Here is a 20,247-nt window from a genome sequence, read left to right as displayed (position 1 = left end):
AAGCTTTATGGCAATAGTGCAAAAGGTGCTGAAACGGTAAAGTTATTCTGTGACGAAGATCGATAATCCATGGGCATTCACCTTATGGCCGTTGTTGTTATCACGCCTTGAATTTACAGTGTCCCAAAGATTTATTCTGACTTTAGCGGAGCAGTAGAAGAATGACAAAGTATGCTTTGGTAGGTGATGTGGGCGGCACCAACGCGCGCCTCGCATTGTGCGATGTTAGTAGCGGTGAGATTTCCCGGGCGAAAACCTATTCCGGGCTGGATTATCCAAGCCTTGAAGCCGTTGTCCGCGTCTACCTGGACGAGCATCAGGTTAGCGTTGAAGACGGCTGCATCGCGATAGCCTGCCCGATAACCGGCGACTGGGTCGCAATGACCAACCATACCTGGGCATTCTCCATCGCCGAGATGAAAAAAAACCTCGGTTTTTCACATCTTGAAATCATCAATGACTTCACCGCGGTGTCTATGGCGATCCCGATGCTGAAGCCTGAGCATCTGATCCAGTTCGGCGGCGCTGAACCGGTCGAAGGCAAACCGATTGCGGTTTACGGAGCCGGTACCGGCCTCGGCGTGTCGCATCTTGTGCATGTTGCTCAGCGCTGGGTAAGCCTGCCGGGTGAAGGCGGCCACGTTGACTTTGCTCCTAACAGCGAAGAAGAGGGCATTATCCTTGAAGAGTTACGCGCTGAGATCGGCCACGTCTCCGCCGAGCGCGTTCTTTCAGGTCCGGGGCTGGTGAATCTGTACCGCGCGATTGTGAAATCAGACGGACGTCTGCCGGAAAACCTGCAGCCGAAAGACGTCACCGAACGCGCGCTGGCGGACAGCTGCATTGACTGTCGTCGTGCCCTGTCGCTGTTTTGCGTGATCATGGGACGTTTCGGCGGCAACCTGGCACTGACTCTGGGCACCTTCGGTGGGGTCTATATCGCGGGCGGGATCGTACCGCGCTTCCTCGACTTCTTTAAAGCCTCGGGCTTCCGCGGCGGGTTTGAAGATAAAGGGCGCTTCAGAAGCTACGTGCAGGACATTCCGGTTTATCTGATCGTGCATGATAACCCAGGCCTGCTGGGCTCGGGTGCTCACCTGCGTCAGGTTCTCGGTCAAATCCTCTGACGCAAAGCCCTCTCCCGCAGGAGAGGGCTTTTTCTTTACAGATGCATGAGCTGGCGGAACTCTTTCACCTTGCTGCGGCTTACCGGCACCTGAAAATCCAGATCTTTCAGACGTAAAATGTAGGTGTTGTTAAACCACGGTTCGATCTCGCGGATCTTATTTAAATTTACGCAAAACGACCGGTGGCAGCGGAAAAAGTGGGCAGCCGGGAGCTTGCTGCAGAATTCGGTAATGTTCATCGCCATCACGTACGATTCCCGCCGGGTATAGACAAACGTCATCTTTTCGTGCGCTTCGGCGTAGTAGATATCGTTGACCGGGGTCACGATGATGCGCTCGTCTTTGACCAGATTTATGGTGTCGTTTTCGCGTACCGTCGGGCTGGCGGGGGCGGTTTGCTGCTGCCAGGCGGCCTCCAGCTTTTGCAGCATGCTGACAATCCGCGACTCCTGATAAGGCTTAAGAATATAGTCAAAAGCCTCCAGCTCGAAGGCCTCTACGGCGTGCTCTTTCCAGGCGGTAACGAAAACGATAAATGGCTTATGGGCAAACTGATTGATGTTTTGCGCCAGCAATACGCCATCCAGCGACGGGATATTGATATCCAGGAAAATGGCGTCTACCCGGTTATGCTGCAAAAATTTCAGCACGTCCAGACCATCATCAAACGTACCCACAATCTCTATCTGGCTGTGGGTTTTGATAAGCCAGGTGAGCTCCTGCTGAGCCAGGAATTCATCTTCTACGATGATAACTTTCATGGGTTACTCCACCTGGGGCAATAGTGATGTCGTCGTATGCGCGCGCGAGCGCTCATTCGGGACGTAAAAAGCAATTTCGGTGCCCGGCTCAAGACGCTGAATATGCAGTCCATCGCCGTAAAGCAGCTTGACCCGGTGGTGCACGTTCAGCAGACCGATTTTATTCCCCGGCATCTCGTTAGACTCCACGCGCTCAATGACTTTTGGATCAATCCCGTGGCCGGTATCGCGCACGGCAATCCGCACCCGGTTGCCGCTTTCGGTAACGCTGATGGTGACGACGCCTTTGCCTTTACAGGGCTGAATACCGTGAACAATTGCGTTTTCGACCAGCGGCTGGATAAGCAGGCTTGGGATCACGCAGTTGACCTCTTCATCAATATCGTAAATGACCGTGAGCTTGTCGCCAAAGCGGGCCTGCTCGATCGCGATGTAGTCCTTGATCTGATAAAGCTCTTTTTTGATGTCGATCTGCTCGTCATCTTTCAGTTCGATGTTGTAGCGCAGATAGCGCGACAGGTTAAAAATCAGCTGGCGCGCGGTGTCCGGATTTAGGCGAATGGACGAGGAGATAGCGTTCAGCGCGTTAAACAGGAAATGGGGATTGATTTTACTCTGCAGCGCGCGCAGTTCTGCCTTATTTGCCATCTCGCGCAGCTGTTCCGCCCGCGAAACCTCAAGCTGGGTGGAGATAATCTGCGACAGGCCGATGGCCATCTCCTGCAGCGTTGAGGTGATCTGATGCGCGTGGCAGTAATAAATTTTCAGCGTGCCCGTCACGACGCCTTTCTCCCACAGCGGGATGACCAGCATCGAGTGAATTTCCGGCGTTCGGTGGGCTTCATCATTGTTTTTAATAATGATTTTACCGTAGTTAATCGCCTGTCTGGTGGTCGGGCTTATGGTGTCATCGTTGTCGCGATAGTTGTGCTCCCCGACGCCAACGTAGGCCAGCACGTGATCAATATTGGTGATGGCGACGGCGTCAGCGTGGATGTCGTGGCGGATAATTTCGCAGACCTGACGCAACGATTCCGCGTTAACGTGGCGGAAGAGCGGCAGCGTTTTGTTGGCGATATCCAGCGCCAGCTTGGCCTGACGGGCGGCACTGGCCTCTTTTTCCCCTTCAACGCTTTGCACCAGCAGCACGATAAAACCGATGCACACGCTGCCCAGGATCATCGGAATACCGATTTTCGAAACGATATCCAGCCCCAGCGCGGTGGTGGGAGCCCAGACGACGACCAGGATCATGGTCAGCGTTTCGCACACCATGCCTGCGACGATCCCGGCGCGCCAGCGCTGTTTTTTCGGTATTTTGCGGCTGATCCAGCCGGAAAGCACCCCGGCGATAATGCTGGTGATAAAGCACGGCACCGCCGTTACGCCACCGATATCAATCAGGTAGCGGTGCGTCCCGGCAATCAGGCCGGTGATGACGCCGACCCACGGACCAAACAAAATTCCGCCGGACATGACGGCGATAATGCGCACGTTTACCAGCGAACCCTCTACCGGCACGCCTGACCAGGTGCTGAACAGGGCGAACAGCGAAAAGATGGCGGTAACGGCCAGCAGCTCTTTTGGCGAGTGGGCCGATTTGTGCAACAGCTCGCGAAACAGGCGAATGCGAATCAGGAAGAACAGGCAAATCAGCATTAATGCCGCACGATCAAAAACCGCCAGCAGCATAGTGAATATTTCGTGCACGAGTAGACCTGGGAAAACGGGAAAGAACCATGATAAAAAACCTGGCGCGTATTGACCAGCTATCCGTCAGGTTTATCAAATGAGGAAAAACCATAATTTACAAAGGGGATTATCTGGCGATGACCGAGGCGTCCTGTTTTTTTCTGAACGGCGCATCATCAGGTAACTGGTTTGATATCATCCTGTTAAATAACAGCTATCAGACAGCCGATCCCGAAACAGGGGCTTCCGCTTTTAGGCGCAGCCGGGTTCCGGTTTTTAGTCGAGCGCTTTTTTTTCATTTCCCTCTCGACAGCATGATTTTTTTCAGGTTATTTTCTAAACATGCCACATCGGTGGCAGCGTCGCTCGGACGGTCCGGGCGCTAACGTTAATCTGAGGAATCTATGGCTGAATTCAGTCCTGAACGCCGTTTTACGCGTATCGATCGTCTCCCCCCTTATGTTTTCAATATCACTGCTGAACTGAAAATGGCTGCGCGTCGGCGTGGCGAAGATATTATCGATTTCAGCATGGGTAACCCAGATGGCCCAACGCCACCGCATATCGTTGAAAAGCTCTGCACGGTTGCCCAGCGCCCGGATACGCACGGCTACTCAACCTCTCGCGGTATTCCCAGGTTACGCCGCGCGATCTCGCGCTGGTATCAGGATCGCTATCAGGTTGATATCGATCCTGAAAGTGAAGCGATTGTCACCATCGGCTCGAAAGAGGGGCTGGCGCACCTGATGCTGGCCACGCTGGATCACGGCGATACGGTGCTGGTGCCGAATCCAAGCTACCCGATCCATATCTACGGCGCGGTGATTGCCGGGGCGCAGGTCCGTTCTGTGCCGCTGGTGGAAGGTGTCGATTTCTTTAACGAACTGGAACGTGCGATTCGCGAAAGCTATCCGAAACCCAAGATGATGATCCTCGGTTTCCCGTCGAACCCAACGGCGCAGTGCGTGGAACTCGATTTCTTCGAGAAAGTGGTAGCCCTGGCCAAGCGTTATGACGTGCTGGTGGTTCACGATTTAGCCTATGCGGATATCGTCTATGACGGCTGGAAAGCCCCGTCGATTATGCAGGTCCCGGGCGCGCGTGACGTGGCGGTAGAGTTCTTTACCCTGTCGAAAAGCTACAACATGGCGGGCTGGCGTATTGGCTTTATGGTGGGTAACAAAACGCTGGTGAGTGCCCTGGCGCGCATTAAGAGTTATCACGACTACGGTACCTTCACGCCGCTGCAGGTCGCGGCTATCGCTGCCCTGGAAGGCGACCAGCAGTGCGTTCACGAGATTGCCGCCCAGTATAAGCGCCGCCGCGACGTGCTGGTAAAAGGGTTGCATGAAGCGGGCTGGATGGTGGAAATGCCGAAAGCGTCCATGTACGTCTGGGCAAAAATTCCGGAGCCCTATGCGGCGATGGGATCGCTGGAGTTTGCTAAAAAGCTGCTTCAGGATGCAAAAGTGTGTGTCTCGCCAGGCATTGGATTCGGTGATTATGGCGACACCCATGTGCGATTTGCCCTTATTGAAAACAGCGACCGTATTCGTCAGGCGGTGAGGGGCATCAAGAGTATGTTCCGGGCCGACGGTCTTCTGACCTCAAAGAGCGTCGCTGAACACCCCGCGTCGTCATGACATAAAAAAACAGGAGCCGATGGCTCCTGTTTTTTTGACAGCATGTTCTTCACTAGATCATCAGGGCAAAGGTTCCGGCCCAGACTAAAACAATCACCGAAATGCCCATAAAGAAATATTTCACGTTTCATCGCTCCGCGTATCTTGTGGTACGCATTTAAAAACAGAGTCCACCTGATTATAGAGAACTGAAATCCGGTTAAAATGGAAATGAGAATTTTCCCGTTACGCCGTTAACTCCAGCTCAGAATTCTGTGCTTTCCTGTTGCCAGACGGCGCTAATGTACGCTTAAAAATGAGAGGTGACAAGAGGGATTTTTTTAAATAATTTCCGTCACTTACGTGTGTCGTGGAACGGCGACAGTTTGATTTCACTTCGCAATAAATTCACTTTGGGCGACGCATTGAAAGACAGTTACTCAGCGGGAAGACAGGTCTTTGAAAAGGTTAGTTTCTTAGCGAAACTAACCTGATGAAGAGCTAAATATAGAGTGAGGCTTCGCCAAGAGGGCGGGTTTTGAAACGACGATGCATCCACAGATACTGCTCGGGCGCACGCATGATTTCAGTTTCGATAACTTTATTGATAAACGCCGCGGCTTCGCACTCATTTTCCGGATAGTTAGCCATTTCAGGAGAGATGTGCAGACGATAGCCTGACTTATCTGCTTTTCTCACCATCGTCACGGTCAGCATGGAGGCGCCCGATAAACGAGAAATGACAAAGGTGCCGTTAGTCGTCGCAACATCTTTCACCGCAAAGAAGGGGGCAAAGCTGCTGCCTTTACGTCCATAATCCTGATCGGGCGCAAACCAGACGGCCTCACCTTTCTTCAGGGCACCGACCATGCCGCGCAGGTTATTACGGCTGATCATCGCCTTATTGGAACGCATGCGGCCTCGCGTCTGCACCCACTCCATCAACGCACTGTTGTGCGGTCTGTAGGTCGCCATCATTGGCTGACAAAGCCCCATCACCCGGCCGCCCAGCTCCAGCGACATAAAGTGAACGCCGACGACCATCACGCCGCGTTTTTGCATCTGCGCGCGTTTAAGGTTATCCAGTCCTTCCACGTCAAACCATTTGCGGACACGCTCATCCGGCCAGAACCAGGCCATTCCGGTTTCAAGCAGCGCCATGCCGATAGACTTGAAGTTTTCCGCGATGAGTTTCTCGCGCTCTTCGGCATTGTACTGCGGAAAACAAAGCTCAATATTTTTACGCGCGATCGATTCGCGACGTTTCAGAAAAACGCGGGAAGCGCTGCCCAGTTTTGACCCCAGCAAGCGCAGGACAGGGTATGGAAGTTGAACCAGCAGCCAGAGCACGCCAAGACCAAACCATGTAAACCAGTAACGTGGGTGTAAAAACGCACGTTGAAATTTGGATTGAGACAAAATAGTAGAACCTATGTGAAGCCTGTAAAGGTAGCGCAGAGTTTGCGATACGACGTGCCGATAAGACCGTTCTTCAAGGTGATGGTTGCAGGCTTTACCGAACTTTACGGCGTTGCCTGGCCACTGCTGATTTGGGTGGGCGGCGTAATGTAGCACCGTTATACGATATGTGCTATTACTCGTTTTTGATTAAAAAAGCGGCGATTCTGGAGGTGTTTGATTTTCCACTGTATAAGCTCAAGAAGTGAGAGCGATTTTCATGCCTGAGGGGAGAACTGAAGCCTTTGCGTAAGCAGGAGTGAGCCGAAAAAAGAGCAGCAGTGTTTATTTTCGGACCTTAATATACGTTTTATTTTCCCTTCGAATAATAGATAAGAATTTTCTTTGTGAAAATTCTTATCTATTATTCATGCCATAAATCAATTCGTCGCTTGTATTTATTCATTAACCTCTGTCTTTTATCTGCTCGCAATAACCTGTCGCTGTTCATTCATCTTTTTTTGATATCATGCCGTGATGTAAATCAAAACAAAATGGTTTTATTAGCATCTCTCTGTTTGTGATCCTTTTTACGATACAAACATTCGCTTTGCATGAAGAAGGCAGTGTCTTTTACTAAGGCTAAAGGATAATTCGCAATAATGTCTTAGTGGAAAATTCTTAAGAAATTTCTCATTGCGGGTAAATGATCTGCATATTTGATTTTGCGTCGATCATTATTCTAATATTGCGCATCAAGAACGATACCGTGAAGTTGGCGTAGCAAAAACACAGAGGGATGATGAAATGGCTGACAGTTTTCAAAATGAGGTGCCTAAGGCACGTATAAACCTGAAGCTTGACCTGCATACGGGCGGGGCAAGTAAGAAAATGGAATTACCGTTGAAATTACTGGTTGCGGGTGATTTCAGTAATGGTCAGGAGTCTGCTCAAATATCTGAGCGTGAGAAGGTTAACATCACGAAAAATAATTTCGACAGCGTTCTTTCTGAATATTCCCCAAAACTTAATCTAACCGTTAAAAATACGCTGTCCGAGGATGGTGGTGAGGACTCTATTCAGCTGACTTTTCAGAGCATGAAAGATTTCACGCCAGAGCAGGTGGCTGCTCAGATACCAGACTGATTTCGACACGGCGGTTAAGCGCACGCCCTTCCGGGGTGTCGTTGGTTGCGACAGGGCGGCTTTCGCCATAGCCCTGCACCGCAAAACAGCTTTCCGGCACGTCGCCGGTGTCACGCATCCAGTTGCGCACCGCTTCGGCACGTTTCAGGGACAGCGTCTGGTTCAGTTGCGGAGTACCGGTGTTATCGGTATGGCCGGACACGACAATCAGCCAGCCGGGCTTCGCTTTGATACCAACCAGTGAATTCACCAGCATTTTGGTGGAACCCGCTTTCAGCACGAACTTGCCGGAATCGAACAGTGACATACTGTCGAGGCGAAGGGTTTTAGGACCCTGAATGATTTTCTTAATGACCGGCGGAGGCGGTGGTGGAGGCGCCCAGTCACTGACGGCGGCTTCAACGAGCGGAATCAGGCGCAGCCCCTGATACAACCCAAGGCGATAGCGCAGTGGCTCCCCGCGGCGCTGCCAGTCGTCCAGCAATGCGCCATCTGCTCTCAGTCGCTGTTGCGCACGCAGTTTCGGTGCCACAGGCTTTCCCGGCAGCTGGTGATACAACGCAAGGTGATCGCCCACATTACGGATGAGACGCTGGTTGTTCATCCAGGATGCCAGCATGGCAAAACGGCCCTGGTCGAAGGCCTGGCACTGCGTATTGCCGAAGGCAACGTCCCCGAATCTCTCAAACCGGTCATCCTGCGCACCCTCGACCTTGGTCTGCTGCAGGCGGGCGCCGGTGTGAAAGGCGAATTTGAACAGCGTCTGAAAAACGTCATCGACGCGGTACAGCAGTCACCGATCCCGATTTTGCTGTTTATCGACGAAGCGCACACCATCATCGGCGCGGGCACGGTCGATATGCCAATGGAGGAAAATGCGCAGTACGTGGCGGTGGCCGGGATGTTTATGTCACCGGACCAGGAGAACAATACCTGGCGTGTAGTAATGAGTCGGGATGACCTTGATCCGGATAAGGCACGCGTCATTGAGGCGGGGAACAACCAGCTGACCATGCAGGCACTGAAAGATGAATGAGACGCCCCGTTCCTCGCTGTACGAGACGCTATTTGGCAATTTTACCGGTGGGTTCGATCTGCATCAGGTCAGTGAAGAAAATCAGGTCATCCTTTCGGTTCTGGACAATATGCAGCGCGTTCTCAACTGTCGCGCCGGCACGCTGGCGCATCTGCCTGATTACGGGCTGCCCGATATGACAAAAATCCTGCAGGGGATGCCCGGAACGGCTCATGAGCTCATGAGCACATTGTCTGCCGTTCTGCTCAAATATGAGCCACGCCTGAAAAAAATAGACGTTGTTCTGCTGGAGCAGAACATTCCCGGCGAGCTGCGCTATGCCATTGACGCTGAGCTTAAAGGGATTGGCCTGGTGCGCTACGGGACTGAGTTTATGCCCGAAGGACGGGTCCTGTTGCGGCATCTCAGGCAACAGCAGTATCTCGACACAATACCTCGTATATAAGGTCAGTTAACACCATGTCAGTAAAATCACAGTTCCTGAAGAAGCTGCAGGCGCGACAACCTTCACCTGTTCCCGCAGTTAGCAAGAGTCAGGCCGATATTGCAGCGTTTCGCATGCGAATGGCTCAGCTTCAGGATCAAATAGACGCGTGGCTGACAGATACCGGACTGAATGCAGAGCCACTGACGGTATATGTTCCGGACCTGCTGGTGGAGGGCGGGGCTTTTGATATTTCCGGTATCGTCCTGCGTTATGGTAACCGGGCGGTTAAGTTTATGCCGATATTCCTGTATGGACAGGGAGTTGCAGGCTGTGTCGAGGTGACTTTTTTTTCCGGGTACAGCGCGATTTCTCAAGGACGCCTGTTCATGCGGGTGGGGAGTGTATATGACTGGATCTTTACTCCCCCTGATACATCACCTCAGTCAGGACAACTATTTGATGAAGGTGTTTTTTTCGGTCTGATTTTAGCGCTGCTGCCCTAGCAATAACATTCATTCCTTTATTAGTCATAGCATTTCTACACGCAAAATTGCTTTACACATCAACTGACGATATTAACCGACACGGATATGCAGGCCCTGCAGAATGATCAAACATATAACGTTAAAAACCGGCGGCGACCCGCGTACGCTGCCAGATTATGCCGCCCTCCGCGATGAACTCAGTAAGCTTACACATCCTGCTCGCCCTGATGTGAACTGGCAATATGTCCAAAGACTCTGTCTCTCAATGTTTGAACAGAACGGTGTGGAGTTGCAGACAGCAGCCTGGTACACCCTTGCCCGTACTCACCAGTCTGGATTAGCTGGCCTGAATGAAGGGCTGGCGATTCTGGAGGCCCTGATTAGCCGCCAGTGGGAAACTTTATGGCCGAAGACACAACACGCTCGTATGGAAATCCTTAGCGGCCTGAGCCAGCGCCTGCAGCAGCGCATGCGTATGCTTCCATTCAACAGCAGCCATCTTAGTGAGCTTTATCGTGCTGAAGCGTTACTTACCAGCCTGAGCGTGGTGCTCCAGCGCCTTGAGCTTAAACACCTAAGCCAGCTCGATACGTTACGAACGTTGATACGTTCAAATGCTGAACGGCTGGAAAGCAGTAATGAGACGTCCGATTTGAATGTGAACATGAAGCCCGATAGCGAATCGCCTCTGGAGAAAGCCGAACCGATCGAAGAGGTGAAATGGGTATATGTTGTGCATCAGGAAAATCAGCCGAATGGGGAGGATCGCACGACAGCCCCCGTGCCTGCCAGACAGTGGAAGCTCTTTTTTGCCGGGATGTGTTCCACGCTGGTGGTTTGTATCGCTGTGGCGTGGGGATGGGTTTCTTTTTCCAGACCCGACCCCCTGGCGACTCAGGCTTTTGCCTCTCTGGCTCCGTTACCCGAAGTGCTCACGCCTGTGCAGCAAAACGCGTTAACACTGCGAGGTACTTTACCGTCCACGTTTATCACAGACACGCAGCAGCAGCTTGCCCGCCTGGATAAACTGCCTCCTGACTGGAATATTTCCTACAGCCTTCAGCTGTTAAAGCAGCTCCAGACATTATGGCCGGAGGAGGCGAAACCGCTCACAATGCATTGGCAGCAAAAATTTAACGCGGCAGCGTTACCTGTCGACGCAATGAACAGCTGGTATCAGGGAATGATGACGCTTCAACAGCTGAGTCATCGGCTGAGTAGCCTGGACGAGCAAAAAGGAAAATACATCACGGTAAGCGAGCTTAAATCCGTAGTTTTTTCGACTATACAGTCATTTAACCAGACGATACCGGCTGAAGAACAACTCAGGCGCCTGTCGCAGCACCCAGCAGGAGACGCGCTTCCTGAAGCAGAAAAGACTCAACTGGAGTTGCGTCTTAAACAGCTGGCAACGCGTTACGCTCAAATAAAACAGGATTCTTCTGCTCAGTGAATTCTGGCGGTGGGCAAACGAATGTACTGGAAAAAGTGGGAGGGTAAAGTGTCCCCTGCAGACTTCGAATATGTATGGTTTATTTGTTGATAGTTAAGGTTTATTTGTTGTTAATAAAGTTAAGGGGCCCCCAATAAGGCCCCCAAAAGTTATTTTGACAGAATTCATTGAATAATAACTAACCGTCTTTGGTTCGATTCCGCTTAATAGATATCGTACTCGAAAACTTCATCTTACCATATCTCAATGAGATCCTCGTAAAAGACCTATTGCCTGTCTTGCCCTCAGAATATCGACAGCCCGAAGGTAAGGGGATTGTTCCTGCCAGCGAAATCCCTTCCTGTCGATACGGACCAGTTCGTATTTTTCCACCAGAAAATTCACGGCATCTGACAGGGTGATACCGGCATCGATATGTTGCTGTATAACAACTTCATCGCTGAATGGGGTGTCGTTTATTGTCAGACCGTAGTGCTGTTCCAGCAAACGCGCCAGTAACATTTGCCAGACAGCCACGGGTGACAGGCAGGGCTTCGCTGCCCGCTGAGTTGTTGCAGGTAAAGTTTTCATGTTTGCTCTCGTGAAGGTAATTAACGCTGAGTGGGATAAATGGCGATGTATACGTAGCCGCAACTGCCAAGGGTGTCGGCTTCACAGGTAAAACCGTTGTGGTACAGGGTGACGCAGTGGGCATGTTGGGGGCTGAGTTCACCGGTGGTCAGCATCGATTCCATCTGGCGGATAAAGTGTGGGAATGTGTCATCCAGCTTCCGGCATTCGGCGTCACTGAACATACCGGTGATGCTGGCCCGGTCAGCCAGGTAGTGCAGCCGGTTGCCCTCCTGTACCAGACGGGCTCCCAGGCGCGGCGTGATAGCCCGCTGCAGGCCCCAGATGATGTGGGTCATGGGGGCTCTCCTTTTATTGTAAGTTCAGGGTAATACTCATCAGGCAGGCATAAGGCCCGTTGCGGTCCTGGCGGCGTTCGGCGTATACCGCGAGGACTCCGGTGATATCCGGAACGTCCCTGCCGGTGTAATGACAGACGCTGCCGTGCCACTGATATTTTCCGCTGCTGTAGCGAAAGATCCGGGACTCAGGATGCTGGCGGTATATCGTCATTGCCCGGCGTTTACTGATAATTTTCATGTCATACCTCACAACAGACCGTGTTCTGCGAACGAATAGATTTGCCTGCCGCCAACAATCAGGTGGTCAGGGACGCGGATATCCACCAGCTGAAGCACCTGCACCAGTCGCTGCGTGAGGGCTTTGTCAGCCTGGCTGGGTGTTGTCTCACCGGAAGGATGGTTATGCGCCAGTATCACCGCCGCCGCGTTGAAATGCAGAGCACGTTTGACCACTTCCCGGGGATGGACTTCAGTGCGGTTAATCGTGCCGGTGAAGAGCGTTTCATGGGCAATCAACTGATTCTGGTTGTCCAGATACAGCACCCGGAACGCTTCCCGCTCAAGTGCGGCCATATGCAGTCGCAGCCATTCACGGACAGCATGGGTGGAGGTGAAGGCCACGCCGGGCTCATGCAGGTGCCGGTCCAGCGCCCTGAGCGCCCGCTGGATGAGACGCCGGTCGTGTGGCGTCATCTCGCCGGGTAAAAAGGAAAGCTGTTTCATTCGTTGTTCCTCCGGTCAGTCGATGATACGCAGAATGGCGTGGGCTTCAGGATGCTGCAGGGCGTAGTCCCGCAGGCGGTAGAAGTGTGCGGTCATTGCATCGCATTCGGTGCGACAGGCATGGTGGCTGTATTCAATCAGGCAGACCGCGATACCGGCGGCTTCTGCACTCATATCTGCATCGTTGCCATTCAGACAGTTAAACAGATGCCATTTATCGTCACTGTCATACTCGGGGGCCATAAATGCCCCGCTGTTGCTCAGGGTGTGGAACGACCAGATACCACCGCCGTAGGTCGTACAGAAGCGGTCCATCCAGGCGAAGATATGCGGCTCCAAGGTTAGCCACTGCGGTATGCTGCCGAAGTGTTGCGGCCAGAAATCGATACGCTGTTCATCGGGGACTGGCGTGACGGTCAGTTCAAATTCGGGTTGGTTAGCGGGTGCGAGGTCGTACTGCGTCTGCGTTGTCATGGATATGTCTCCGTCAATAAAAAACGCCAGCGGCGAGGGCTGGCGTATGGGGTTAACAAAGCGTGTTCGGGAAGGTGAGATGTCGCGGGTAAATGCTTCGGGGTCAGCGGGTAACGGTGTCTTTGTGGATGCCATACTGCCGGATGTAGCCGTTAAGACCTTCACCGGCATCCGGTTCAAAGTTCCATGCCCGCCAGACCGTCCGGCCTTCGGTGTCGCGAACCACCAGGCGGAAGTGACTGCCCTGGTCGTCTTCAATGGTGATATTACGGTACAGACGGATAAGGGTTTCGGCCTGCTGACGTGAGAACGAACCGGGAGGCAGGGTTAACGATTCAGTCATGGTGACTCCGGATAGTCAGCGTGTCAGGACGCTAGGTGCAGCATATTCTCCGCCATGACCCAGAGCGCCCGGTTGAGCTTCACGTCCCCGTCAATCCCCTTTACCGCACGGGTATGAGCTCGCTTGCCTTTGGTCGTTCTGCCCGGCAGACCGCCCTTAATCAGATTCTCCTGAATGCGCTGGTAGGTGGTCCACAGGTCGTTACTCTCATCCTGCCAGCGGCGTGGGGAAAGTATCTGTGATTCCGTCACCGGCTGGTGGTCTTCGCGAAAGCGGTACGTGAGCGCCGCTTTGGCCAGTGCCTGCTGTGCTGGTGGCGGTAACAAAAGCGATTGCATGGCATCGCGCTTCTCCTCCACACGGTCGAATATCCCCAGTACTTCGTAAGCCCCTTCAATGACTTTCTCCACCACATTGCCTTTATGTGGCACACGTACCTCACCAAAACTCTCACCGCAAATCAGCCCGTTCTGGCAGACTGCACGAAACAGCCCCGGCAGCATCTGGTATGAGCTGGAGCCGTCATGACTGTTAAGCAGGATGATTTCAGGGACCTGTTTGCCAGTGATCTGGCCTTCGCGACGCAGGCGCAGCATGTGTTTGGTGTGCTCTCGCTTGCTCTGGTCCCGAACCCGGGTCTGGCAGGCAAAAAATGGCTGGAAGCCTTCGCGCTGAAGGTTATCGAGAAGGGTAATGGTCGGAATACAGGTATAACGATCACTTCGGGACTCATGCTTGTCTTCGCTGAACACACTCGGTACATAATGCATTAACTCCTCACGGGTTAACGGACGGTCACGGCGAATAAGATTTACCGCACCAAAGCGGCTGGCTAATCGGGTCATGGCGAGACTCCTGTGAGAAAAAAACAAACGAAAACGGCCTGCTCAACTGAGCAGGCCGTGGTAGGGGGTTAAACAGCAAAGTGTGCGGAAGGGGGAATACCCGTCGTTGAGTTTGTCGCGGGAGGCTCAGGCCCGGATACCCAGTATGCTCATGGCGACCATAAATCCGATGAACCAGCCAATAAACTGGGGCAATACCGCCCAGAGCAGACGGGCCTGAATGACGGCACCGGTACTTCCGTAAACCGCATCCGGCATGATCCATTTTCGGATGAGATTACCCAGCCAGACGCCCAGGCCCGGCAGGACACACTGCAGCACGGCGGCCCATGCTGAATACCCGAACCCGACAATACGGGTATCAACAACCGTGATAATCAGCCCCACTAGGGTTGACAGGCTGAGACAAAGGCTCAAAGGCATAGCAGCCCTCCTTAAACATGGCAATTTCCATAAACTCAGTGAGTTAGTTTGTTCTGTCGTAAAACAGCCCGTCGTTCCGGTTGCGAAACATCATGCCTTGGCAGGTATAGGGCATGTCCAACTGGACATATTTTCGGGTGACCATACTCTGATACGTGCAGATTTTCTGTGCCCCGCCCGCGGCGCTGTTCTCCGTTCTGACCAGACGGAATGCCTCGTAATCACTGTATCCAGCCTGGGCTACGGTGGGGATAAAAAGACTGACACTGCTGAGGGCCAGGGCGCTGGCAATCATGCGACGATAACGCGGATGCATACGGTGTTTCCTTATTAAGTAGGTAATAGACAACAATGAAAGGGATGGCCTGATGGTCACCCCGTCGTGTTAGTTGCAGCAGGGCTCTTCTCCTCTGTTAAAGGTGGCGCAGAATGGGATGCAGCCATCACGTCGTGCATGACCGGGAAATGAGGCAGCGCCCGGATGAAGGCCACCTGACGGGTGAGTTGACATACCGTATCACGACGCTCGAAGCCCTCACTCAGGACGGTGATGGCGGTGATCCCGGACAGCGGCAGAACAACGATCCTTCCGTGCTGCTCACCGACCAGATACAACGCTCCCTCAAGGAAAATAAGCCGGTACGGTGCCAGGTGTTCAGCCCGCACACCGTCAGCCAGTTCCCGGATGCACTGCTGCTGAATGATGGTATCGACCAGTCGGGAAAAGAGACCGGGGCGGACGGGGGCGCTTTCGGCGTCCTCCTGCCAGACCAGACAGGATGAGATATCCTCACTGTCCGTTAGCGTGTTTACCAAGCGAAGGTCCGTTTCTGGAAACACCTGCTGAAGCCCAACATTGCGCATAAAGCACAGGGTTCCCGGGGCACGCTGTGCCATACCGGGATCTGACAACAATCGGCAGTGCCCATGACGGTACTCAAGGTTCAGATATATCAGCCGCTCACGAAAATCGCGGCGCAGGGTGCGTACCGAGACACCAAACTCGACTGCCAGTGTCTTCACGCTCAGTGTTTCGCCTGCCAGCAGACGACTGATAATGAGAGACAGTCTGACCGCCAGTCGGTCATAGCGGTGCTCAGTCTGTGACATGGCATGTTCTCCATCGTGATGAACGTATTGAAAAAGATGTGATTACTGTAAACAGGGGGAGGGTCAGGGTATGGACAGGGCGAAAAATATTTTTATCACCCGTCAGTACCGTACGGGCTGCGGCACTGACTGTATTCAGTCTGTTTTTTAACCGGATACACCACACCTAAAATGGACAGGGTGTGTCCGGCAAACGGAGAGCGAATGCAAGGTGCACACATAGTGGTGCATTTGCTCACGGGATAACGGCATTTCAGCCGTCAGAAGAAAAACCGCCAGACACTGCGGGCAACAGAGACCACCGCACTAATCACGGTACTGACCACCGCATTCACTGCGGAGGGAAGGGACAGCTCCGACAGGGTGTGTGTCATCACGTCGCTGACCGTATCGCCAAAATCCTGTTGCGCCTGCGCCTCAATTTTTTGCGTGCGGTATTGTGGTCTGATGACCGAACTGACGGCACTGCTGGCGCGGGCAGGCAGTGAGCGAAACAGCACCTCCACCAGCTCAGGCAGATGCCAGCCAGTGGCTGCTGATACGGTGATCACCGGGAGTGCCGGGTGGTTGAATAACGAGCACACCGCGCGCTGCTTTTCCTTCAGGTGTTTTAACTGTTGCTCTGAAGGTTGATTAAGAAAGCCGCTCCATTCACGGGAAGGCTCGATTTTATCGGCTTGGGTCAGGACAAACAGCACCTTATCCCTCCCAGCACTGCCTGGTGACAGCATCCGAAAATAAAAATCACAGTCGGGGGTCAGTGCCCGGTCATCGGCTTTAATCAGCCAGAGCACCAGGTCCAGCTCCGGCCAGATACGTTGATACAGTGCCTGATACTCTTCATCCCGCTCCGGGCTTTCGCCCACCCCGGGCAGATCAATCAGCGTCACCTGGCGTTCACCTGCCTGCAGCGTAAAACGCTGTGGCTCACGGGTACACGCAGTGGTATGACTGACGGCCGAGACCGTGCTGCGAAACAGTGCGTTACACAAACTCGACTTCCCAGCACCAGTCTTTCCCATTATGCCGATGATGGGCTGGTAATGAATAATGTCGTGCAGACGTTTAGTGACTTCCTCTGCAACATTGCTGGGCAGCAGACTAAGTGGCGAATACAGCTGATTTAATTCTTTATTGCATTTCATTATGTCACCTTATCAATTGATTAAGAAAGCATCGCTTGCCTCTGTCAATCTGGTGATATATATTTAAAGAAAATTTAAATCGTGAATAAAAAAATGAAAAGTCACAATCAAGAAAAAGCAAAAAAAGAAGTTCTGGAATTCATTAAAAAGAACAAAGCACTATACTCCAGGCGTATATCAACCTATAAAAAAGAAGAGTTAATGAATGCATTCTACTGCAGAGAGTTATTCTTTAACTGTGAAAGAGCAATCAAACGCATGGAAATAAACAGCATGGAGTTTGATAATAAAAAGCTTTCTGACAGCCAAAAGAGAACTCTGCGAAACAAATTCATGCAAAACGATTCAAATAAGGAAAAGTTAAAAACGTTGTCAACACGCATCGAAAACCTTGATATTTTAAAGCAAGACAATGTGGATTTAATTATCTGGAAACAAAACCCCAGACAGGCTGTGCAAAAACTTACCTTTGAAAGGATTTTTAATGAATCCAGAAATGCACATCCCAGTATAAAGGAGCACATGCGTTTTCTTGAAGCATGCCATGCATGCTTCCCCTTCACTCCTAATGATTACCCTAATGCCCGAAGCGCCAATCCTGAGTTAAGCTCTGTTTTTAATAAAATCAATCATCTGACCAGCCAAATCATTCCAGATAATTATCCTTACTCAACTGAAATGGCCTCTTTATCTAATTTATGGATTACAATTGATCTTCGTTACTCTGATTATATTCTCTCCAGCCAAATTGCAGGCATCATCAAACTCGAAAGGCAGTCATATCCAAAACAAGTGCAAAATGATATAGATAATTGGCTGAGTTTTGAAACAATAAAAAGGAAATTGCTCACACTTGACACATTCGTTATCATCGATGCTTTAATATTGAGCGCAGCTAAAGGCGTAATCTTAAAAAACACTGAAATAAACAACTCACTTAATTCCTCAGGCACTGAGTTGCGTAATATCAAGAACGCGATCGATTATTTCATGGATATACTTAGCGATGAACTTGATAATAATGAATTCACACCTCACTAGCATTTGCGAATCCACCTCGGATAGCCCTCATCGGAAATGTAGGAGGGTTTAACCGCAAAAAACTTCGCATAAATGTCTAATATACTCTCTTTAGCAGACGCAGGATCGCTAACAGATATTGACAGGTGTTTTTTACAATACCGCCTAAACAGAGATAGTGAAGAAAAAAGCGCACGTACCCTTAACATTGTTTTCTTCCCATTTTCCATTACCCACACGAACCTCTTAATTCTGGATAAAAAGCGTTCAGGATCGCCTCGCAAATAAGCATGAAAGAAAGCAAGTGCAATCATATCAAAGTAGCAGGTAATAAAAGTGACACGCTTACCTTTAAACTTAATTATTTTGTTTCGAAAAAGCTTACATATGTATTTCAGACAATAAAGGATGGTTCTTTCTTTTAAGCGAATCAGTTCCGCATTCAATAGATCAAAAATAAAAACCTGGTTGAAAACTGCGTCAGCATTTAAATATCTGCTTTGTCCATTTTTTATTCTTGGCAGCTTGCCAATTTTACAAAACAATGCATTAACTTCATCGTCTGAATAATTTCTAACGATAGAATTGATGAGACTATGCGGCATATCCTTCCTTTTCTTACTTAGAGAATGACCATTAAACATCTCAAAAGCATCATTTTCAGGGATTTTATCTTTATTCATTTTGTTTATAAATGAAGGTGCAATCATAATGTTCTCTGGTACATTCATCCCTCCTTTTGAATTTGGATACTTATGACTTAAATCCAGCTTAATAAATGGAGTTAGTTTGTGTTCATTTTTTTTGCAGTTGCCTCGTATTTTCTTTTTCAAAAAATGGCTACATGGAATCTGTAATCGGGATTTAATTCGGTATAGTGAAATGATGTTGGCGATATCCTCAAGACCGTTAATTGAATTCAATTGCAATGGATTGTTTTTAATAAACCCCTCTGTGTTAAGCCAGTACGAGTGATTATGGATTTCAGTTTTATCAGAATCCTTAAGGGTTCTCATACCAATCCCTTTGCATTTATTTGAGCAAAATTTATTATTTCTCGTTTCAGAGAAATTAGCACCACAAACTTTACAGCGAATGTCTTTCTTTACATTCCTTTTTCGGCTCAATTCCTTCCGTCTATTAAAGTGGATATAACAAAGCCTGACACCATATTCATAGCTAATAGATGCTATATTCTCTTTGCACCCTTTTCTGCAACATATTGCCATTACATACCGTCCATGTTCACTTCACGCGGTTTTCCAACCATTCGTGTATGTCACTTAGCCTCCAACGAGAACTTCTGCCAAGTTTTATTGGCTTCATAAATTTTCCGTCCTGAATTTGCTTATAAATCCATTTATCAGTGACTTTCAGCGTTGCTGCGATCCACTTCATATCTACAAGTTGCATGTCATTGTTTTCACTTCTTTCCACACTGTTCTCCTGATGTGCCGCCCTTTCGCAAGATACTGGCTGTATAGGGCCACAAAGTGCAGGCAAAAGATCGCTCTAGAAATTGTCTTGACAATTCACTTCAGTTGCGAACTAGAGGGGAGGAAACGATTGATGGTGTAGTCTTTGTAAGATGCTCCGATAAAACCGCCTAAGTTGATCATGCAAAATGATCAAATGAGACCTGCCATTAAAGTAAAAATGGTAAGATTCAGGTTGCTACCCACGCAGCATTTACTAGTATTTAAATCTTACAAACAGATCAAGATTGGAATATAAATTCAAACATTAATTAAAAACCCAGCCAATCAAACCAAATAAATAAAAATTAAAGATATATTTAAAGTCAGCGTAACCGATATATGGACAGCTATATCAAACAACATCTTGCTGCAGATTGCTGAACATTGATTGCATGTTGAATGGAAGGCATCAGCTATACCACCGCAGTAAGTTGCGACAGGTGTTACCTGCTGCTTGTTACAAGGCTGACTAATGTAGTGCTGGAAACATTACAGATTGAGTGCTGTGACCTAAATCGGCTATTGACTCTGACCTGCTCCCCGTTGATTAGTACACCCCGATGTTAGTAATGTCTTCATAAGCCACATGAGGACATCCCCATGAAGAAGCGTTTTTCCGACGAACAGA

Annotated in this window: 26 protein-coding genes and 2 pseudogenes; 10 read left to right on the top strand and 18 right to left on the bottom strand. The window is 50.4% G+C overall.

The genetic code is table 11. The features are described 5' to 3' along the window. The first annotated feature begins 161 nt into the window (after positions 1–161). Complete coding sequence (glk, locus tag ACMWLG_RS11480; protein WP_023332935.1) at positions 162–1,127, top strand: glucokinase; 966 nt, start codon at positions 162–164, stop codon at positions 1,125–1,127. A gap of 35 nt (positions 1,128–1,162) precedes the next feature. Here glk and ACMWLG_RS11475 read toward each other — a convergent pair whose 3' ends face one another. Next, positions 1,163–1,888: a LytR/AlgR family response regulator transcription factor gene (locus tag ACMWLG_RS11475; RefSeq protein ID WP_045402623.1), complete on the bottom strand. Its 726-nt coding sequence runs from the start codon at positions 1,886–1,888 to the stop codon at positions 1,163–1,165. Positions 1,889–1,891: 3 nt separating this feature from the next. After that, the gene (locus ACMWLG_RS11470; RefSeq protein WP_023308711.1) at positions 1,892–3,598 is read right to left on the bottom strand and encodes a sensor histidine kinase; all 1,707 of its coding nucleotides are present in this window, start codon (positions 3,596–3,598) and stop codon (positions 1,892–1,894) included. A gap of 119 nt (positions 3,599–3,717) precedes the next feature. Here ACMWLG_RS11470 and ACMWLG_RS11465 point away from each other — a divergent pair, with 119 nt between their 5' ends. Together ACMWLG_RS11465 and alaC are read left to right on the top strand one after the other, a co-directional pair. Next, the gene (locus ACMWLG_RS11465; RefSeq protein WP_100245663.1) at positions 3,718–3,966 is read left to right on the top strand and encodes a hypothetical protein; all 249 of its coding nucleotides are present in this window, start codon (positions 3,718–3,720) and stop codon (positions 3,964–3,966) included. Positions 3,967–3,984: 18 nt separating this feature from the next. Next, entirely contained in the window at positions 3,985–5,223 is a 1,239-nt protein-coding gene (gene alaC / locus ACMWLG_RS11460) for an alanine transaminase (protein ID WP_023308710.1), read from the top strand. A gap of 52 nt (positions 5,224–5,275) precedes the next feature. On the opposite strand, the gene ypdK is transcribed toward alaC, so the two are convergent. Both ypdK and lpxP read right to left on the bottom strand, forming a co-directional pair. Beyond that, entirely contained in the window at positions 5,276–5,347 is a 72-nt protein-coding gene (ypdK, locus tag ACMWLG_RS11455; RefSeq protein ID WP_099458937.1) for a membrane protein YpdK, read from the bottom strand. A gap of 356 nt (positions 5,348–5,703) precedes the next feature. Next, complete coding sequence (gene lpxP / locus ACMWLG_RS11450; protein WP_024907634.1) at positions 5,704–6,624, bottom strand: kdo(2)-lipid IV(A) palmitoleoyltransferase; 921 nt, start codon at positions 6,622–6,624, stop codon at positions 5,704–5,706. Positions 6,625–6,636: 12 nt separating this feature from the next. Between lpxP and ACMWLG_RS11445 the strand changes: the two genes are divergently transcribed. Together ACMWLG_RS11445 and tssB are read left to right on the top strand one after the other, a co-directional pair. Then, positions 6,637–6,774, top strand: a complete 138-nt coding sequence (locus ACMWLG_RS11445; protein ID WP_162184392.1) for a hypothetical protein — start codon at positions 6,637–6,639, stop codon at positions 6,772–6,774. 633 nt (positions 6,775–7,407) lie between these two features. Beyond that, positions 7,408–7,740, top strand: a pseudogene (gene tssB / locus ACMWLG_RS11440) (type VI secretion system contractile sheath small subunit); the annotation flags it as partial. On the opposite strand, the gene ACMWLG_RS11435 reads toward tssB, so the two are convergent. Then, positions 7,709–8,053: an OmpA family protein gene (locus ACMWLG_RS11435; protein WP_226855302.1), complete on the bottom strand. Its 345-nt coding sequence runs from the start codon at positions 8,051–8,053 to the stop codon at positions 7,709–7,711. The pseudogene tssB and the gene ACMWLG_RS11435 sit on opposite strands and share 32 nt — an antisense overlap. A 297-nt stretch (positions 8,054–8,350) precedes the next feature. Between ACMWLG_RS11435 and ACMWLG_RS11430 the strand changes: the two are divergent. The 4 genes and pseudogenes from ACMWLG_RS11430 to ACMWLG_RS11415 form a co-directional block, all read left to right on the top strand. Continuing rightward, positions 8,351–8,596 (top strand): annotated as a pseudogene (locus ACMWLG_RS11430) (AAA family ATPase); the annotation flags it as partial. Between the two features lie 178 nt (positions 8,597–8,774). Further along, the gene (gene tssE / locus ACMWLG_RS11425) at positions 8,775–9,227 is read left to right on the top strand and encodes a type VI secretion system baseplate subunit TssE (protein WP_045402629.1); all 453 of its coding nucleotides are present in this window, start codon (positions 8,775–8,777) and stop codon (positions 9,225–9,227) included. Between the two features lie 14 nt (positions 9,228–9,241). Next, entirely contained in the window at positions 9,242–9,712 is a 471-nt protein-coding gene (locus ACMWLG_RS11420) for a hypothetical protein (protein ID WP_045402632.1), read from the top strand. Between the two features lie 103 nt (positions 9,713–9,815). Further along, positions 9,816–11,147, top strand: a complete 1,332-nt coding sequence (locus tag ACMWLG_RS11415) for a VasL domain-containing protein (RefSeq protein ID WP_045402634.1) — start codon at positions 9,816–9,818, stop codon at positions 11,145–11,147. A 243-nt stretch (positions 11,148–11,390) separates the two neighbouring features. Here the strand turns inward: ACMWLG_RS11415 and ACMWLG_RS11410 are convergent, their stop codons facing one another. From ACMWLG_RS11410 to ACMWLG_RS11360, 11 genes are all read right to left on the bottom strand, one after another. Then, positions 11,391–11,717, bottom strand: a complete 327-nt coding sequence (locus tag ACMWLG_RS11410; RefSeq protein WP_007869731.1) for a TA system toxin CbtA family protein — start codon at positions 11,715–11,717, stop codon at positions 11,391–11,393. A gap of 20 nt (positions 11,718–11,737) precedes the next feature. After that, complete coding sequence (locus tag ACMWLG_RS11405; protein ID WP_007869729.1) at positions 11,738–12,055, bottom strand: type IV toxin-antitoxin system YeeU family antitoxin; 318 nt, start codon at positions 12,053–12,055, stop codon at positions 11,738–11,740. Between the two features lie 13 nt (positions 12,056–12,068). Then, positions 12,069–12,296: a DUF987 domain-containing protein gene (locus ACMWLG_RS11400; protein WP_013098172.1), complete on the bottom strand. Its 228-nt coding sequence runs from the start codon at positions 12,294–12,296 to the stop codon at positions 12,069–12,071. Positions 12,297–12,304: 8 nt separating this feature from the next. Next, on the bottom strand, positions 12,305–12,781 hold the full coding sequence (gene radC / locus ACMWLG_RS11395) for a RadC family protein (protein WP_013098171.1): 477 nt from the start codon (positions 12,779–12,781) through the stop codon (positions 12,305–12,307). A 15-nt stretch (positions 12,782–12,796) separates the two neighbouring features. Further along, the gene (locus ACMWLG_RS11390) at positions 12,797–13,255 is read right to left on the bottom strand and encodes an antirestriction protein (RefSeq protein ID WP_013098170.1); all 459 of its coding nucleotides are present in this window, start codon (positions 13,253–13,255) and stop codon (positions 12,797–12,799) included. A gap of 103 nt (positions 13,256–13,358) precedes the next feature. Then, the gene (locus tag ACMWLG_RS11385; protein WP_007869725.1) at positions 13,359–13,598 is read right to left on the bottom strand and encodes a DUF905 domain-containing protein; all 240 of its coding nucleotides are present in this window, start codon (positions 13,596–13,598) and stop codon (positions 13,359–13,361) included. Between the two features lie 23 nt (positions 13,599–13,621). Next, positions 13,622–14,443, bottom strand: a complete 822-nt coding sequence (locus ACMWLG_RS11380) for a DUF932 domain-containing protein (protein WP_007869723.1) — start codon at positions 14,441–14,443, stop codon at positions 13,622–13,624. Between the two features lie 126 nt (positions 14,444–14,569). Then, entirely contained in the window at positions 14,570–14,866 is a 297-nt protein-coding gene (locus ACMWLG_RS11375) for a hypothetical protein (protein ID WP_015386464.1), read from the bottom strand. A 43-nt stretch (positions 14,867–14,909) separates the two neighbouring features. Further along, positions 14,910–15,182, bottom strand: a complete 273-nt coding sequence (locus tag ACMWLG_RS11370; protein ID WP_007869719.1) for a hypothetical protein — start codon at positions 15,180–15,182, stop codon at positions 14,910–14,912. A 56-nt stretch (positions 15,183–15,238) separates the two neighbouring features. After that, positions 15,239–15,976 carry a DeoR family transcriptional regulator gene (locus ACMWLG_RS11365; protein WP_013098169.1) on the bottom strand — a complete coding sequence of 246 codons (738 nt, stop codon included), beginning with the start codon at positions 15,974–15,976 and terminating at the stop codon, positions 15,239–15,241. Positions 15,977–16,236: 260 nt separating this feature from the next. Continuing rightward, on the bottom strand, positions 16,237–17,121 hold the full coding sequence (locus tag ACMWLG_RS11360) for a GTPase family protein (RefSeq protein ID WP_007869717.1): 885 nt from the start codon (positions 17,119–17,121) through the stop codon (positions 16,237–16,239). An 81-nt stretch (positions 17,122–17,202) separates the two neighbouring features. Here ACMWLG_RS11360 and ACMWLG_RS11355 point away from each other — a divergent pair, with 81 nt between their 5' ends. Next, positions 17,203–18,162: a hypothetical protein gene (locus ACMWLG_RS11355; protein ID WP_007869714.1), complete on the top strand. Its 960-nt coding sequence runs from the start codon at positions 17,203–17,205 to the stop codon at positions 18,160–18,162. Here the strand turns inward: ACMWLG_RS11355 and ACMWLG_RS11350 are convergent. After that, a complete protein-coding gene (locus tag ACMWLG_RS11350) occupies positions 18,159–19,157 on the bottom strand; it encodes a hypothetical protein (protein WP_015386466.1) in 999 nt (332 codons plus the stop codon). The genes ACMWLG_RS11355 and ACMWLG_RS11350 overlap by 4 nt on opposite strands. Positions 19,158–19,386: 229 nt before the next feature. After that, on the bottom strand, positions 19,387–19,578 hold the full coding sequence (locus ACMWLG_RS11345) for a helix-turn-helix transcriptional regulator (RefSeq protein ID WP_013098166.1): 192 nt from the start codon (positions 19,576–19,578) through the stop codon (positions 19,387–19,389). Positions 19,579–20,247 lie beyond the last annotated feature (669 nt).

It is taken from the genome of Enterobacter sp. 01-M-02-SI-ECC (assembly GCF_047530595.1).
Lineage (GTDB): Bacteria > Pseudomonadota > Gammaproteobacteria > Enterobacterales > Enterobacteriaceae > Enterobacter > Enterobacter cloacae_M.
Note: the sequence above shows the minus strand (reverse complement) of the source record. Positions and strands in the feature narration are given on the sequence as shown.